Below are 16,784 nucleotides of genomic sequence, written 5' to 3'. Positions count from 1 at the left end.
GCGTCGCTCACGCGTCCGCCACGCCCGCCTCGGCGAAGGTGGCCATGCCGTCGTGCGCGGCCAGTGCGGCGCGCACCACCTGCGCCGCGACGGCCGCGCCGCTGGCCTCGCCCAGCCGCATGTCGAGCGCGAGCAGTGGCGCCAGCCCCAGCCGGTCGAGCAGCCGCGCATGGCCCGGTTCCGCCGAGCGGTGCCCGGCGAGGCAATGGTCGAGGATCGCGGGGTGGTATGCGGCCAGCGCCGCGATTGCGGCGGTGGCGATGAACCCGTCGAGCAGCACCGGCACGCGCGCCATCCGCGCCGCGACGACCGCGCCCGCGATCGCCACCAGCTCGCGCCCGCCCAGCCGGCGCAGCATCTGGAACGGGTCGGTGGCGTCCGCGCGGTGGCGCGCCAGCGCGGCATCGACCGCGGCATGTTTGGCGGCGAGCGTATCGCCCGCGACGCCGGTGCCCGGGCCGACCCAGTCGCGCGCGTCGCCGCCGAACGCCGCGGCGCACAGCGCGGCGGCGGGGGTGGAATTGGCGATCCCCATCTCGCCGGGGATGAACAGGTCGAGGCCGGGGATGATCGCGGCGGCGCCCGCGTTCAGCGCGGCGAGCGCCTCCGCCTCGTTCAGCGCGGGCGCGTCGACGATGTCGCGGGTGGGACGATCGAGGTCGAGCGGGACGACCGTCAGCTCCAGCCCGGCGGCGCGTGCCAGCGCGTTGATCGCGGCGCCGCCCGCGTCGAAATTGGCCACCATCTGCGCGGTGACCGCGGGCGGGAAGGCGCTGACCCCGCGCGCGGCGACGCCGTGGTTGCCCGCGAACACCGCGATCCGTCCGCGATCGATCCGCGGACGTTCGCGCCCCTGCCACGCGGCGACGAAGACCGCGATCTCCTCCAGCCGGCCGAGCGAGCCGGCGGGTTTGGTCAGCTGCGCCTGTCGCGCCAGCGCGGCGTCGCGCGCGGCGGTGTCGGCGGACGGGAGCCGGTCGAGCGCGTCGAGGAAGGCGGCGGAGGTGGCGAAGGCGATGGACACGCGCGCGGTCCTATCGCGCGGGGGCGGGCGGTCAACCGCGTGCGATGCGGCGATGCGGATCGCTGTGCCAGTGGCGCAGCCCGTCCTCCATCGCATCCAGCCCAACGGCGAGCAGCGCGGGCGGCTGTGCGAAGCCGATGCGGACATGGCCGGGGGCGCCGAAATATTCGCCCGGCGCCACCACCACGCCGCAACGATCGCCCAGCCATTCGGCGAAGGCGGCGGTATCCTCGATCCCGACCAGCCGCGGGAAGGCGACGCAGCCGAAGCGGGGCAGCGCGCCCTCGATCCACCCGTCCGCCTGCCAGCGCGCGAACGCGGCCTCCGCGATCGGGCGCGCGGTATCGAGCACCTGATGCGTGCGTGCGGTGAAGGCGGCGGCATCGTCCATCACCAGCGCGGCGGCGGCGTGCGCCAGATTGGACACGCCGAACTCGAACCGGTCGGCGAGCGCGCGCACCCGTGCCACCACGTCCGCGTCGCCGACGATCCAGCCGCACCGCAGCGTCGACAGGCCGTAGATCTTGGTCAGGCTGCTGATCGTGACGAAGCGCGGCGACAGCGACACCGCGGCGCAGGGGCGCGTCGCGGCATCGGCATAGTCGCCATACACCTCGTCCACCACCACCAGCAGGTCGTGATCCTCCGCCAGCTGCGCCAGTGCCAGCAACTGATCGTGCGGGATCGCGGCGCTGGAGGGGTTGTGGAGGTTGGACACCACCACCATCCGCGTCGCCGGGCGGATCGCGGCGGCGAGGCGATCGAGGTCGAGCGCGAAGTCGGGCGCGGGACGCTGGAACGTGTCGGCCGCGATGCCGTGGAGTGCTGCGATGCCGCCGAACAGGTCGAAGCCGGGCGTCTCCACCGCGATCCGCTGCCCGGGGCGCAGCAGCGCGCGGTACAGCATCGACAGCGCGGCGGTGGCGCCGGTGGTACACAGCAGCTGTTCCGACGCGACGCCGTAGCGGCGGCGCAAATGCGCGACGACGTGCGGATTGCCGCCGCTGAACGCGCTGACATAGCGGTCGGTGACGGGGGGGGCGAAGGCGCGCGCGAGCGTGGCGGTCAGCAGGTCCGCGGGTTCCGGCACCGAACTGTCGAACAGCGGCACGATCCGTCCGCCCCCCGCGGCGCGCGCGCGCGCCAGCGTGCGCCGGATCCACAGCGCATAGCTGTCCGCTTCCAGAACGTCGGTCATGCGGTGTCGCGTCCCCCTTGCCCGCGGATTGTATCGCGCCGGCGCGGTAACGTTATCCGAAGTGGCCGAAGGGGCCGGGCGCGCGCGCATAACCTTGCCCGTCACGCGGCGGCGCGGCGTGCGTAGCCGAGGTAGAAGAGCGTCCCCACCACCAGCCACCCGGCGACCAGCGCATAGGGGCGCCAGTCCGCCTCCACCCCGGCGACGACGATCACCGCCGCGGCGGCGACCGCGCACCAGCCGACCGCGACCATCGTGCGCGGCGCGATGCGCAGCCACGCGCCCGCCGCGATGCCCTGCGCGCCGCGGGCGACGCGGATCGCGCACAGCGAGCAGGCGATGTATTTCAGCATCGTCGGCAGGTTCACCGCCAGCAGCAGGAAGACGAGGCTGTCGGGCATCAGCAGCCCGGTCATCGCACAGGCATAGCCCAGCAGGATCGCGCGATGCGGCGTGCCGAAGCGCGGGTGGATCGCGGCGAGCGCGGGCGGCAGCGCGGCGCGCCGCGCCATCGCGAACAGGCTGCGCGAGAAGACCAAGGCGGTGGCGTTCATCGTCTTCAGGATCGACACCGTGGCGGCGCCCACCACCAGCGGCAGCGCGAGCGCGCCCAGCGGCACCTCGGCCGCGGTCAGCAGCGGCGCCTTGCTGGCGGCGAGCGCGGGCGCGCCGACCAGGCCCAGCGCGGTGGCGGCGACCGCGCCGTAGACCGAAGCGGTCAGCAGGATGGCCAACGCGATGCCGCGCGGGATGGTGCGTTGCGGATCGCGCACCTCGTCGCCGATCTCGACCGCGGATTCGATGCCCAGGAACAGGCTGATGAGCAGCGGCAGCGCAGCGAGGATCGCGGGCCAGCCGCTGGCGAACAACGGGCCGATCGTGGTGGCGGACGCCCGTGGCGCGCCGGTCGCGACGATGATCGCGAGCACCGCGATCAGCAGCAGCATCAGGACGGTCTGGACACGCGCGGCGACGGTGACGCCGACATAATTGAGCGCGAAGACCAGGGTGATCGCCGCCGCCACCACCGGCGTCGCGGGCAGCGATACCGCCATGCCGAGGTAATTGACCAGCACGCGCGCCAGCACGACCGTCGCGCCGACGTTGCTGATGATGCGCAGCCATGCGATCGAAAAGCCCGCATATGGCCCCAGGAAGCGGCGCGGCCATTCGTAGGACGCGCCCGACACCGGCAGCGCGGAGGCGAGCCAGGCATAGACGGTGGCGAACAGCAGCATCGGTACGATGCCCAGCGCGATCGCGACCAGCAGCCCCGATCCCGCCACCTGTGCGGCGGGTTGCAGCACCGAGAAGATCGAGACGCCGATCGCGGTGCCCGCGCCGAACATCACCACGCCGGTCAGCCCGACGCCGCGCGTCAGGCCGGCTTCTCCCGACTTGGCGTCAGTCGACATGGTCATGCGCCGCCGCCCCGAAATAGGCGGTGCCGGCATGGCCGAGCGCGGCGGGCGGGGTGGCGCTGGGCGGCGTCACGGGCGGCGGCGCGGCGAACGGCTCGATCGCGAGCGCGCGGTAGATCTCCGCCGGATAATAGATCGCGCCGGCGCGCATCACCATGCGGGGTGCGCGGATCGCGGCGACGTCGCGCGTCGGATCGCCGGCGAGCAGGACGAACTCCGCCGCCTTGCCGCGCTCGATCGTGCCGCGCGTCGCGGTCTCGCCCAGATAGTCGGCGGCCCCCCAGGTGGCGAGGCGCAGCGCGTCGGCGGCGGGGATGCCGGCCTTGGCGTACAGCTCCACCTCGCGCTGGACGGTGAAGCCGGTGGCGTCGTCGGTGCCCGGCAGCAGGCGGATGCCCTGTCCGTGGAGCAGCTTCATCGTGTCGAGCAGCTTGACGAAGGCGGCGCGGTAGCGCTGATCCTCGCCGGCGTCCTTCAGCGGCACGAAGGTGCGCTGGCGGTAGCGGCGATAGCCGATCGGCAAGTGCGACAAATAGGCCGCGTCGCCCTCCGCCACAGTGCCGGCGCGGCTGAGCATCAGGCGTTCGAGGATCACCGCGGTGGTATCCAGCGCGGTGCCATGCGCCTTCATCAGCGCGACGGTGCGCTGGACGCGCGGAGACGCGAGGTCCAGCTCCGCGGCGCGCGCCATGCCGGTGAGGCGCAGCGGGGTGCGCGTGTCGTCCTTCGGATCGAGCAGCCAGCCGAGCATCAGCTGGTTGATGTGCGCGATCGTGTCATAGCCGTCCTCGATCACCCGGTCGGGCGAGGAGAAGGCGGGGACGTGCCCGGTGACCCCCAGCCCGAGGCGGTGCGCCTCGGCGGCGACCGGCTTCACCCAGTCCGGGTTGAAGCTGTTGTAGATCTTGATCTCGCGATAGCCGCGATCGGCGTACCAGCGCACCGCCTTGTACGCATCGTCGAGCGTATCGGGGATGAAGCCGTTGCGCGCCGAATAGGGGCTGCGCCCCTCGATGAAGCCATCGGGGACGATGTGCGGGCCGGCGATCTCGCCCGTATCGACGCGCGGCAGCAGGTCGAGCAGGAAGTCGTTCTTGTTGCCCATGTCGCGCGTCAGCGTGACCCCGGCGGCGAGATAGTACAGCCCGCTGTCGAGCGAGGTGTGCGAATGCATGTCGGCGAGGCCGGGCATCAGCGTGCCGCCCTGACCGTCGATCACCAGCTGGTCGGCCGGCGCAGCGCCGCCGTCGCCGGGCAGGATCTGCGTGATGCGGTCGCGCATGACGACGACGGTGGCGGGCGCGCCCAGCGTGCCGGCGCGTGCGTCGAGGATGCGCACGTTGCGGATGCGGACGGGCACGTCGTAGCGGTGCGCGACCTTCGCGCTGATCGCGCGGATGCGCTCGCCCTCCAGCACCGCGCCCAGTGTCAGCAGCGCGGGCGCCTGCGCCTCCTGCCCGGCGCGGATCGCGACGCCGGTGGCACTGAAGGTCGCGAACAGCCGCTGCTGCGCATCGAGCATCAGATAGTCGGGCGACAGCTGGATGCCGTCGAGCCGGATCACGGTGACGGGCGTGGTGCCGATGCGCGCGGTTCGCACCTTCGTCGCGGTGACGCGGCCGCCGGGCAGCGTCGCGATGCTGCCGCCCGCCGCCAGCGCGGCGCGGGCATAGACGCCCGCGGCATAGGGGCTGTCGTCGTTGAGGATGTAGAGCGCAGGCGCGGGGAGGGCGGCGTCACCCTTGTCGGCCTGGCTTTCCCATGTGGCATGCCCCGCGGTGGCGCGGAACCGCTCCGCGACCGGGCCGCCCATCAGCGAGGTGCCCGCGACGGTCCATTCGACCGGCACGCCGCGCGCGCCCAGCACGATCTCCTCGCGATGCTTCGGCCCGCGGCCGTTGTCGTCGACGCGATAGTCGACAATGGTGCGGGTGCCGGTCGTCTCCGCGACGACGCTGCCGACGATCTCGCCATTGGCGACGATCGACAGCTTCTCCGTTTCGGCCAGCGCGGGCGAGGCGGTGAGCAGCAGAGCGAGGGCGAAACGCCTCACACCACGCCTCACAGGGCGCACGCCGTATCGGGGACGCCCGCGACGCGTTCCCATTGCCATGCATCGACCGTCTCGCCGCGGGGCAGATATTCGAGCGGGATGGTGTGCCCGTCGCGCTTGATCGTCAGCTTCATCAGCGCCGCCTGTTCGCCCTGGAGATAGTCCTGCGGGGTCCATGTCACGATCGCATCGCCATCGCGCAGCCCCGCGCGCGCCGCGGCGGAGCCGGGGACGACGCCAGTCACGATGCGCGCCGGGGTGGCGAGGATCGCGGCATCGAACCCGGGCTCGAACCGGCGCAGCGGCTTCGCCACGCGGCGGAAGCACGGGCCGAACGCGTCCGACGCCGGCAGCGGCATCGCCCCGTCGAGGAAGGCGCGGAAGGCGGTGACCGCCGGCTCGCCCAGTTCCTGGCGCAGCACGGCTTCCCAATCGGCATTGCCGGTGGGCGTGCCGCGGTCCTGCAACGCCAGCATCGCGAACATCAGGTCGTCGAGCGAGCGCTTGCCGCCCGACGCCTTGCGCACCTTGTCGTCCAGATCGGCGAAATACAGCATCCCGCGATCATAGGGCAGGGTGCGCAGCCGCGTGTCGCGCCAGAAATTGGGTGCGATGTCGCGGTTCGGCGCGGTCGCCTTCGCGCTGGTATAATAGCGCCCGGCATGGGTGTTGAGATCGGCGAGGAAGGCGGCGGGCGAGACCAGCCCGTAGCGCAGCGGCAGGCGCCGCTGGTAGAAGGTCGCCAGCCCCTCGCCGAACCATGACGAGTCCAGCCCCGCCGGCTGTTCGATGAACGGCTGGAAGGTGTGGAACATCTCATGCGCGAGAGTGAATTGCAGCTCCTCCGGGTCGCTGCCGGGGCCGCCGGGACGGCCATAGGTGGCGACGAAGGAATGATAGAGCCCGACGCCGCCGCCCGCATTGATCGGGTTGAAGCGCAGGAAGACGCCATAGGGCGGCGGCGTCTTCTGGCGGAAGAAGCGCGCATAATGGCCGTAGAGCGTGCCGGTCCAGCGCATCAGCGCAGGTCCGTCGAACGGCGGCGTGCCGTGTAGTGCGGAGAAGAAGCCGGTGGCGGGCGGGGTCGCGGGCCAGGTGGCGACGCGTCCGGCCATGAAGAAGCCCATGCGGATCTGCCCCGCGGTCAGCGGCTCGGCCGCGGTGTGGCGCCCCTCGCCCAGCGAGCTGACGCCGCGCGCGCCCTTCGGCAGCGCCGACAGGTCCCAGGCGATGGTGGTGCGATACGCCGCCTCGCCCGGTGGCATCGCGAGGAAGACATGCCCCGCGCCCGACACCGCGCCGTCATCGGTGCGGAAGGCGAAGGGTGGCCCCGACCCGCGCACCGGCAGGTCGGAGGCGACCGGAAAGGCATAACGCACGGTCAGCGGCCCGCTGATCGCGCGGTCGGCGATCCATTCGCGCGACGCGCCCCCGGCCTCCGCATCGCGCGCGGCGGCGACGGGCAGGTCGACGTCGCGCGGACGCAACGTGACGCTGCCCGTCTCATCCCGGGCGGTGAGCGTGGTGATCGCGGCGGCGACGGTGTCGACGTTGCTGGCCACCAGCGGCAGCCGCAGCACCGGCGCCCCCGCCGCGGCGGCGACGCCGTCGAACCGCAGCGTCACCGCCAGCGAGGTGACCGCGCCGCGCTCCGCCCGGGGCGCCAGCACGATCTCCACCGCGGGCGAGGCGGCAGGCGCGGCGAGCGCGAGGAGGAGCGCGGCGCCCGGCATCAGAAGCGGAACCGCGCGCCGGCGTAGAAGCTGCGCCCGATGATGTCGCCATAGCTGATCGTCGGGTAGGACGGCTGCTTGTCGGTCAGGTTGTTGACGCCGAAGCGGAACGCGAAGGTGCCGACGTCATATTGGAACGAGATGCTGTGCGTCGTGTTGCTCGCGATGTTCGGGTTCGGGTTGTTCTCGATCGTCGCATTGGGCAGCGCCAGCACCGGGCTGAGATAATAGGCCTGATAGGTGAAGCGGAACGGCCCGTTGCTGTAGCGCAGGTCGAAGCGGCCGGCCCAATCGGGCTGCGCGGTGCCGGTGATCGGGCTGTTGGCGGTATTGTCCGACTGGACGAAGACCGTGCCGGTCACCGAGCTTTCCAGCCGCGCCGTGTGCGTCGCCGCCACCTCGAACTCCAGCCGGCCGGCGGTGCCGCCCAGCGGCAGGACGTAGTTCACGTCATACGTCTCGCCGCGGAAGCGGATGACGCCGGCGTTGAACGTGGTCGTGCGCCCGGTCGCGAACGATCCGGCTTGGCTGTTCGCGGTGGCGGTGGAGAGGCGCGTGAACGCCTCGCATACGCCCGGCGCGGGGTTGGCGTCGTCGTAGCACGCCTCCGCGAAATTTTGCGTGGTGAAGGGCGACAGGCCATCGGTCAGGTCGATCTCGATCCGGTCGGCGGTGATCGTCAGCCCCGGGATGAAGCGCGGTTGCGCGACGACGCCATAGGTCCAGGTCTTCGCCACCTCGTTGCGCAGCGAACGGTTGCCGCCGGTCGTCACCAAGGTGGTGCTGAAATTCTCGCCCGAATTCTGGAATGCGGCGAGGCGATCGGCGGCCGATGCGCCCACCGCCGCACCGCTCGGACCGCCGGTGCCGTAGGTCGGGTTCGCTTGGAACAGCGCGAGGCAGGCGGCGCGACGCTGCGTCGGGTTGGGGCCGCCGGAGATGCGGTCGGCATCGCACGGATCCTGGTTGCCGCTCTCCAGATTCTGCACCGAGGGCGAGATCAGTTGCGTGAGCGTCGGCGCGCGGAAGTTGCGGCTGCGGTTGGCGCGCAGGCCGATTCCGGCGACCGGCTCCCACCGGGCGCCGATGTTCCACACCTGCTCGTCGCCCGCGATCGAATTGTTGACGAAGCGATAGGCGCCCGACAGCTCCAGCGCGTTGACGAAGGGCAGGCGGAAGTCGCCGCCGACCAGCGGCACCAGCAGCTCGCCCGACACTTCGTCGGTGTTGTAGCCGCCGCGCTGTCCCACGACCGGCGACGTGCCCAGCTCGCCCGAGGCGTCCGCGGCGAAGGGGGTGAAGCGCACCTTCTCGTCGCGATGCTCATAGGCGCCCGCCACCTTCACGTCGCCGGCGGGCAGCGTCAGGACAGCGCCGCTGAGCGTCGCGAGAATGTCGACCTGTTCGTTGCGATAGCGGTTGCCGGTACGCACCGAGACATAGTCGCGCGCGGCCTGCGACACGTTGCCGTTGCCGAACGGATTGATCGGCGCGCAGGCGGCATCGTCGTCCGCCGTGCTGGCGTTAGCATTGATCGCGCACACGATCGTCCCCGCACTATTGCGCGCGGCGGAGATGGCGTTGTTGTAGCGCGCCAAATTGACGCCCCACGCCTGCTGCTGTCCGTCGACGCGCGCATAGCTGCCCGACACGCTCCAGTCGAAGCGGCGGCCACCGACGTCGAACCCGCCGTCCAGCGCCAGCAGCCCGCGATACGTTTCCGTGCGATAGGTCTGGTCGTTGTCGGGCGTCAGGTCGTTGAACGTCTTCGACAGGAACAGCGGCCCGCCCGCGGCGAAGGTGGGCGACAGCGCGCTGAGCGCGTTGACGGTCGCGGTGGTCAGGAACGGATTGGTGCGGGTGAAGGCGATCGGCCCGGTGCCGAGCGCGCTGTCGCCCAGGATCGTGTTGGAACGGACCTGCAACCCCTCCGTCGCGTCGGTGCGCGCGTACAGCAGTTCGGTCGACAGCGTGATGCCGTCGGTCAGGTCGTAATGGCCGAGCACGTTGGCGGTGACGCGCTCCACCCCGGTGCGCAGCGTGCCGACCAGCTTCGAATAGGCGAAGCCGTCGCCGCCCGACGCGAAGGGGACGCCATATTGCGTGCCGAGGTTGAACGCGGCGAGGCTGCCGTCGGGCTGGAACTGCTGGCGCAGCAGGAAGCGCGAGACGGGCGCTGGCGTGGTGAAGATCACGCCATTGTCGTTGAACTCCCAGAAGCGCGCGTCGAAGATCTCGCGGGTCGAGGGGATGCCGTCGCTGCCGGACGTGTTGGCGCTGTTGGGTACGGTGATGCGGCCAAGCTGGGTGCGCGGGCGCGTGTCATAGGCGAGCGGCGCGGTCTTCGACCATTCGACATTGGCGGCGATATTGCCGCGCCCGCCGCCGAAATTATGCCCCGCGGTCAGCCGCGCGCTATAGGTCGGGCGATCGCCGCGTTCGGTCACGCCGCTCTGGACGTCGCCCTCGACGCCCTGGAAGTCCTTGCGCAGGATGTAGTTGACGACGCCCGCGATCGCATCCGAGCCATAGACCGCCGCGGCGCCGCCCTGCACCACCTCGACGCGCTGGAGCAGCCCGACCGGGATGATGTTGGCGTCGACCTGCGAATCGCCCAGCCCGCTCGACGTGGTGACGGTGCGGCGGCCGTTGACCAGCGTCAGCGTGCGCCCGGTGCCCAGCCCGAACAGCGACGGCGCGTTGATGCCGTTGCCGCTCGAATCGCCGCTGCCGTCCGCCTGCGCCAGTTGACGGTTGAGCGAGGGCTGGATGTTGAGCGCCTCGCCCGCGCTGACGAAGCCGCGGTCGGTGATGGTCTGCGGATCGATCACCGCGACGGGGACGGTGGTGTCGGTGGCGGCGCGACGGATGCGCGATCCGGTGACGATGATCTCCGCATCGGGGTTGCCGGTGTCGGCGGCGGCGGCCTCGATGCTGCCCGAGGCGACCGGCGCATCGGCGGCGGGCGGCGTCGTCTGCGCCGCGGCCGGTGCGGCCCCTGCCAGCATCGCCGCGGTCGCGCTGCTGAGCAACATCCCCGTGCGGAGCGAAATCGTGAAACCGTGGCGCATGTCTTCCCCCGAAAATGAACCCGGCCCCGGATGGACCGGCTGCGTAGCCCTGCGAGCGCGGTCGCCCTCTCATGGGGAGCGATCCGATCGCAGCCAGAATAGATCGCCGCGACGCGATTTCTTTGCGTTTGCCTGCGTCGGGAGGCGGCGTCGCGCATGAATTATTCGCGGTGCGGGGAATGCGGGGGGAGATGCGGTGCGGAAAGGGGCGGGTCGCAGGTTGTAAGCAACATCTGCTGACGCGGTGGCGCACATCGGCCACATGCGGGCCATGCATCCGCGCGCCATGCGCGGGCGGATGTGGCTTTCTCCTCGCCCGATCGACGCGCCGGCGCCGGTCGGGCTTGTTTTCGTTCGTTCGTTCTGCGCGGATCAGCGGCGGCGGTGGGTAACCATCCGATCGTGCAGTTCACCGATCGCGCGGCTGCCGGTGGTCTTGAACAGGCCGGGGACCAGCCCGTGGATCAGGCACGCCAGCCCGGCGCCGATCATCGTCGTGCCGAAGCGCGTGGCGACCAGGAAATGTGCGCCATAGCTTTCGCCCACGCTGCGGGGATGGTCGGTGAACAGGCGGTCCAGCATCGTGCGCTCCTTTTCGATGATGGCAGGATAGCGCCGTCATGCCGGAATATGGTTCCTGATATGGCGTGATCCTGCTATCTGGCGGCCATCTGCTTCTCTCTACTATGGTGGTACGGTGAATATCGTTCTCGATCCGATCGACCGCCGCATCCTTGCCATCCTGCAGGAGGACGCCACGGTGCCGATCGCGGACATTGGCGAACGGGCGGGCGTGTCGCAGACCGCCTGCTGGAAGCGGATCAAGCGACTGGAGCGCGACGGCGTCATCGCGCGGCGCGTGGCGGTGCTGGACCGCGACCGGCTGGGGCTGGGCGTGACGGTGATCGTCGCGGTGCGCACCGCGCAGCATAGCGACGAATGGCTCCAGATGTTTGCCGAAGGCGTGTCGCGCATCCCGGAGGTCGTCGAATTCTATCGGATGAGCGGCGACATCGACTATCTGCTGAAGATCGTGGCGCGCGACATCGCCGATTACGACCGCATCTATCGCAAGCTGACCAAAGTCGCGCCGCTGCACGACGTCAGCTCCTCCTTCGCAATGCAGGAGATCAAGTCGACCACGGCGTTGCCGCTGGATTAGCGGCGTCGATCGGTCATTGCGAGCGCAGCGAAGCCATCCAGAGCGTCCTGATCCGGCGCTGGATGGCTTCGCTGCACTCGCAATGACGCTCCCGGACCGACTTCTACGTCGCCCCTGCCAATCTCTCTCCGACCCGCCGGCCGCCATGTCCCCATGTTGCCGAAATGCGACAGCGCTTGACAGACATGCTGCTGAATGAATAAATCAAATTGATTACAGGTTGGGTCAGCGCTACCCGCGGCCCAACGTTCGACAGGGAGGGGATTACGATGCGTTACGGTCGCGAGCCGTTGGTTCGTTCGAAGCTGTTGGCAGCGGCATCGTCGCTGGTGATGGTGGCCGGGATGCTGCCGGCCGCGGCGCTGGCGCAGACGCCGGTGGGCAACACGCCCGACGTGAATGCGACGCCCGCCGATGCGGTGGCCGCACTGTCGCAGCAGGCAGATACGTCCGAGGATATCGTCGTCACCGGCATCCGCGCGTCGCAGGCGCGCGCGATCGAGGTGAAGCGCAACGCCGACAGCGTGGTCGAGGCGATCAGCGCGCAGGACATCGGCAAGCTGCCCGACGTCACCATCTCCGACTCGTTGCAGCGTATCCCCGGTGTCCAGATCCGCCGCGACGCGGGCGAGGGCGGCGCGGTCAACATCCGCGGCCTGCCGCAGGTGACCACGCTGCTGAACGGCGAGCAGTTCCTGGGCGCCAATTCGGTGACGACGGTGCAGCCGAACTTCACCGACATCCCGTCGCAGCTGTTCAGCGGCGCGACCGTGTTCAAGTCGCCGACCGCGTCGTTGCAGCAGGCGGGCCTGTCGGGCACCGTCGACCTGCTGACGCGCCGTCCGTTCGACCTGAAGCAGGGGCTGACCATGTCCGCCGCCGCCGAGGGCCAGTATGGCGACGAGACGAAGAAGTGGAGCCCGTCCGCCAACGGCCTGCTGTCGTTCCGCGGCGAGCGCGTCGGCCTGCTGGTGTCGGCCGCGTACAGCGACCTGACGCTGGGCAACAGCTTCCGCGGGATTCAGGATTATGGCGTGCGGTTGCGTCAGGAGCGCAACTACACCGACGGCAACGGCAACGTGCAGCGCGACTTCGGCGTCGGCCTGCCCGCGGGTACGTCGCGCGGCACGCCGATCACGCAGAACGGCCAGATCATCGGCTATGACGTCAATGGTGACGGCGACGCCAATGACGCGTTCATCACGCCGCAGTCGCACACCGCATGGAACCGCGTGACCAACCGCGAGCGGTTCGGTGCCAATGCCTCGCTGCAGTTCGAGATCAACGACGCGCTGCGGCTGACCGCGGACGCCTTCTACACGCGCCAGACGCAGTTCGAGCGCACCGCCGGCTTCCAGCTTCAGGCGGTCGACTGGCAGTCGTCGCCGTTCATTCCGACCAAGTCGACCGACACCGGCGTCATCATCAACGGCAACACGCTGAACACGGTGCAGGCATACAATTACGACCTGCCCAATTTCGACAGCTATTCGGAAACGTTCCGCACCAAGAGCGAGTCGCAGAACTACAACCTGCAACTCGACTGGACGCCCAGCGACACGTTCAAGGCGACGTTCCGCGGCATCTACGGCAAGGCCTATCGCAACCGCGACCAGAGCTATACCCAGTTCAGCCTGACCAACGGCACGCAATGGGCGTATAACGGCGTCGGCAACTATCCGGCGTCGCTGGGTGGCGACGTGCGGTTCAACCCGAACGGCTATCAGGTCTATAGCCAGAAGGCGCTGGTCGACTATTCCAGCGGCGCGCCGGTGTTCAACTTCTCGCCGGCATTCCTGGCGCAGGCGGCGGACGCCTCGCGCTACGGGCTGAAGACGATCTCGTCGGAAGGCAACGTCTATCAGAACGGCGACCTGTGGGCGCTGCGCGGCGACGCCGAGTGGCAGGCCAACGATCAGGTCAAGGTGTCGTTCGGTGCGCGCTATGGCGAGCGCAGCGTCGACCAGTTCACCTTCGAGCGCGTATCGCCCTTCTACGCCGGCAATCGCGACAATGCGGCGAACCCGGCCAACGGCTGCCTCGTCAAGTGGAAGGCGTTCGACGTCAACCTGAACGACGGCAAGTGCCAGGTGCTGGACGCGTCGGGCAATGCCTATACCGCGGGCTATACCCGGCTGGCGAACGATCCGGTCTTCGCCGGGCTGGTCCGCCAGTACCAGCTGCCCGCCGCCGGCTCGCCGGCGATCTTCGTCCTCGATCCCAAGGCGATGGACGACAGCGAGGCGTGGCAGAACAAATTCTACCCGGGCAGCGTCAACAACGTGAACCCGGCCGACAGCTTCACCGTCAACGTCCGCCAGATCTCCGGCTACGGCCAGGTCAGCGGCGAGGGTGAGCTGCTGGGGATGGCGTTCCGCGCCAACGGCGGTCTGCAGGTGGTCAACACCCGCCTGAACGTGCGCCAGAACATCGTCGGCGCGCCGCAGCCCTATGGCGTGTCGGGTGTGGACGCGGGCGATTTCGTGACGAAGCGCGAATTCACCGACTTCCTGCCGTCGATGAACGTCGCGTTCGACGTGTCGCGCAACCTGCGCGCGCGTGCCGCCTTCTCGCGCACCATGACGCTGCTGGACTTCCTGCAATGGGGTGGTGGCCTGAACGTCAATTACGCGATCAACACGCAGATTCAGCCCAACCGTTTCGAGGCGAGCACCGCGGATTCGCGTGGCAACCCGAACCTGAACCCGTGGCGCGCGACCAATGTCGAGGCGAGCCTGGAATATTACACCGGGCGGTCCAGCCTGGTGTCGATCGGCGCCTTCTACATCTCGGTCGACAGCTTCATCGCCAATGCGACGATCAACCGCACCGACATCCCCGACAACGACGGCGTGATCCGGCGCGTGGTGCCGACCAACACCGCGGTGCAGGGCGAGGGCGGGACGCTGAAGGGCATCGAGGCCTCGGCCCGGCAGTCGCTGGCGGATTATGGCGTGAACGGGCTGTTCGGCGGGTTCGGCGTCGACGCCAACTACACGCTGTCGCTGGGCGAGACCGGCCGCGTCGACCTGGCGGGCAACAAGCAGCCGTTCCAGGACAATTCGAAGCATCAGGTGAACGCCGCGCTGTGGTACGAGCAGTACGGCTTCCAGGCGCGCGTCGCGTACAATTATCGCTCGAAGCGGCTGGCCTCGTCCGATTACGGCGGCATCAGCGGGCTGGCGCAATATCAGGCGCCGACCAATTATGTCGACGCGTCGGTGTCCTATGACGTCACGCCGTTCCTGACGATCTACGGCCAGGCGTCCAACCTGACCGCGGAGACGGAGCGCTTCTACCTGACCTTCCCGAACCAGGTGTTGAACGAGAACATCTTCGAGCGGCGCTTCATCGCGGGCGTGCGCGCCAAGTTCTGACGTTCGTCGGCCCCCTGAGCCACGACCACCTGCCGCCGCTTCGATCCACGGGTCGAGGCGGCGGTTTTCTTTTGTAGCGGATGAACCGTCACCCCGGACTTGATCCGGGGTCCCGCTTGTCGCCACGATGCGAGCAGAAGCGGGATCCCGGATCACGTCCGGGGTGACGTTGGGGGGAAGAGGATGACACAGGCAGCACCGATCCGCTCGATCGTGATCGTCGGCGGGGGCACCGCGGGGTGGATGGCGGCGACCTATCTGGCGCGGCGGCTGGCGCATCTGCGGCTCGACATCACGGTGGTGGAGAGTTCGGCGATCGGCACGGTCGGGGTCGGCGAGGCGACGGTGCCCGCGATCCGCGACTTCTTCGCCGCGGTGGAGTTGGGCGAACCCGATGTGCTGCGCGAGACCGAGGGGACGATCAAGTTCGGCATCCGCTTCGACGGGTGGAAGCGGGAAGGGCATCGCTTCTTCCATCCCTTCGGCCTGTACGGCGTGCCGGCGCGCGGCGTGGCGTTCCATCAATATTGGCTGAAGATGCGCGCCGCGGGGGAGACGGCCCCGCTGTCCGACTATTGCCTGGCGACGCAACTGGCGGAGCGCGGGCTGTTCCTGCCGCCCAGCGACCGGCCGGCGAACGACCTGGGGGTGTTCAACTTCGCGGTGCATTTCGATGCGTCGAAGTTCGCCGCACTGCTGCGGCGGCTGGCGACCGCCAACGGCGTGCGCCATGTCGATGCGCGGATCGGGCGGGTCGACATCGCGGGCGAGAGCGGCGCGGTCGAGGCGGTGGTGCTGGACGACGGGCGGCGCATCGCGGGCGACCTGTGGATCGATTGTTCGGGGTTCCGCAGCCTGTTGCTGGGCGATGCGCTGGGGGTGCCTTATGTCGACTGGCGGCAGTGGCTGCCGTGCGATCGCGCGATCGCGATTCCCTGCCGCGCCGCCGATCGCCCGCCGCCCCCGCTGACCACCGCGACCGCGCGCGCCGCGGGGTGGCAATGGCACATCCCGCTCAGGCATCGCATCGGCAACGGCTATGTCTATTGCTCCGATTTCCTTGGTGACGATGCCGCGGAAGCGGTGCTGACGGGGTCGCTGGAGGGGGAGGCGCTGGCCGCGCCCAAACGGCTGCGCTTCACCACCGGGCACCGCGCGCGCTTCTGGGAGAAGAATGTCGTCGCGCTGGGCCTCGCCTCGGGGTTTCTGGAGCCGCTGGAATCGACCAGCATCACGCTGATCCAGTCGGGGCTGGAGCGGTTCGTGGCGCTATTCCCCGATCGTGCGTGCGATGAGCGGCTGGCGGCGACCTACAATCGCCAGTCGGTGCTGGAGTTCGAGCGGATCAGGGACTTCCTGTTGCTGCATTACTGGTCGAACGGTCGCGTGGGGGAGCCGTTCTGGGACCATATGCGGCAGGTGCCGCTGACCGAGGGATTGCAGATCAAGCTGGATGCGTGGCGTTCGGGCGGCGAGTTCGTCCGTAATGAGTGGGATACGTTCCAGGATCCGAGCTGGCTGAGCATGTATGCCGGGTTCGGGGACTGGCCGGCGCGGCATTGCGCGCTGGCCGACCAGTTCGGCGAGGCGGAATTGCGCGACACGCTGGCGCGGATGCGCGCCGCGGTGGCGGCGACGCTCCAACATGCCGAGCCGCATGCGGCGTTTCTGGCGCGGGTGGTGGGGAAGTAACCGTCCGTCACCCCAGCGAAGGCTGGGGTCTTCTGCTTGGCGGGGCTGACGAC

Annotated in this window: 10 protein-coding genes; 3 read left to right on the top strand and 7 right to left on the bottom strand. The window is 69.5% G+C overall.

The features are described from left to right. Window positions 1-7 precede the first annotated feature (7 nt). From cobT to PGN14_RS15690, 7 genes are all read right to left on the bottom strand, one after another. Window positions 8-1,024 (bottom strand): nicotinate-nucleotide--dimethylbenzimidazole phosphoribosyltransferase, encoded by a 1,017-nt coding sequence (gene cobT / locus PGN14_RS15720; RefSeq protein WP_335300525.1) that lies wholly within the window; start codon window positions 1,022-1,024, stop codon window positions 8-10. 31 nt (window positions 1,025-1,055) lie between these two features. Next, window positions 1,056-2,222 carry a pyridoxal phosphate-dependent aminotransferase gene (locus PGN14_RS15715; RefSeq protein WP_335300524.1) on the bottom strand — a complete coding sequence of 389 codons (1,167 nt, stop codon included), beginning with the start codon at window positions 2,220-2,222 and terminating at the stop codon, window positions 1,056-1,058. Between the two features lie 101 nt (window positions 2,223-2,323). Then, the gene (locus tag PGN14_RS15710; protein WP_335300523.1) at window positions 2,324-3,643 is read right to left on the bottom strand and encodes an APC family permease; all 1,320 of its coding nucleotides are present in this window, start codon (window positions 3,641-3,643) and stop codon (window positions 2,324-2,326) included. Continuing rightward, window positions 3,627-5,696, bottom strand: a complete 2,070-nt coding sequence (locus PGN14_RS15705; protein WP_335300522.1) for an amidohydrolase family protein — start codon at window positions 5,694-5,696, stop codon at window positions 3,627-3,629. Before PGN14_RS15705 ends, PGN14_RS15710 begins: the two co-directional genes overlap by 17 nt. Before the next feature lie 8 nt (window positions 5,697-5,704). Next, window positions 5,705-7,429: a peptidase M61 gene (locus tag PGN14_RS15700; protein ID WP_335300521.1), complete on the bottom strand. Its 1,725-nt coding sequence runs from the start codon at window positions 7,427-7,429 to the stop codon at window positions 5,705-5,707. Next, complete coding sequence (locus PGN14_RS15695) at window positions 7,429-10,500, bottom strand: TonB-dependent receptor plug domain-containing protein (RefSeq protein ID WP_335300520.1); 3,072 nt, start codon at window positions 10,498-10,500, stop codon at window positions 7,429-7,431. Before PGN14_RS15695 ends, PGN14_RS15700 begins: the two co-directional genes overlap by 1 nt. Window positions 10,501-10,872: 372 nt before the next feature. After that, a complete protein-coding gene (locus PGN14_RS15690; RefSeq protein ID WP_335300519.1) occupies window positions 10,873-11,082 on the bottom strand; it encodes a DUF6356 family protein in 210 nt (69 codons plus the stop codon). 121 nt (window positions 11,083-11,203) lie between these two features. On the opposite strand from PGN14_RS15690, the gene PGN14_RS15685 reads away from it, so the two are divergent. The 3 genes from PGN14_RS15685 (at window position 11,204) to PGN14_RS15675 (ending at window position 16,731) form a co-directional block, all read left to right on the top strand. After that, a complete protein-coding gene (locus PGN14_RS15685) occupies window positions 11,204-11,662 on the top strand; it encodes an Lrp/AsnC family transcriptional regulator (protein WP_443019542.1) in 459 nt (152 codons plus the stop codon). 269 nt (window positions 11,663-11,931) lie between these two features. After that, window positions 11,932-15,039 (top strand): TonB-dependent receptor, encoded by a 3,108-nt coding sequence (locus PGN14_RS15680; protein ID WP_335300517.1) that lies wholly within the window; start codon window positions 11,932-11,934, stop codon window positions 15,037-15,039. A 183-nt stretch (window positions 15,040-15,222) separates the two neighbouring features. Then, the gene (locus tag PGN14_RS15675) at window positions 15,223-16,731 is read left to right on the top strand and encodes a tryptophan halogenase family protein (RefSeq protein ID WP_335300516.1); all 1,509 of its coding nucleotides are present in this window, start codon (window positions 15,223-15,225) and stop codon (window positions 16,729-16,731) included. Window positions 16,732-16,784 lie beyond the last annotated feature (53 nt).

The organism is Sphingomonas adhaesiva, from assembly GCF_036946305.1.
Classification (GTDB): Bacteria; Pseudomonadota; Alphaproteobacteria; order Sphingomonadales; family Sphingomonadaceae; genus Sphingomonas; species Sphingomonas adhaesiva_B.
This window is presented reverse-complemented; position numbering and strand designations above follow the sequence as displayed.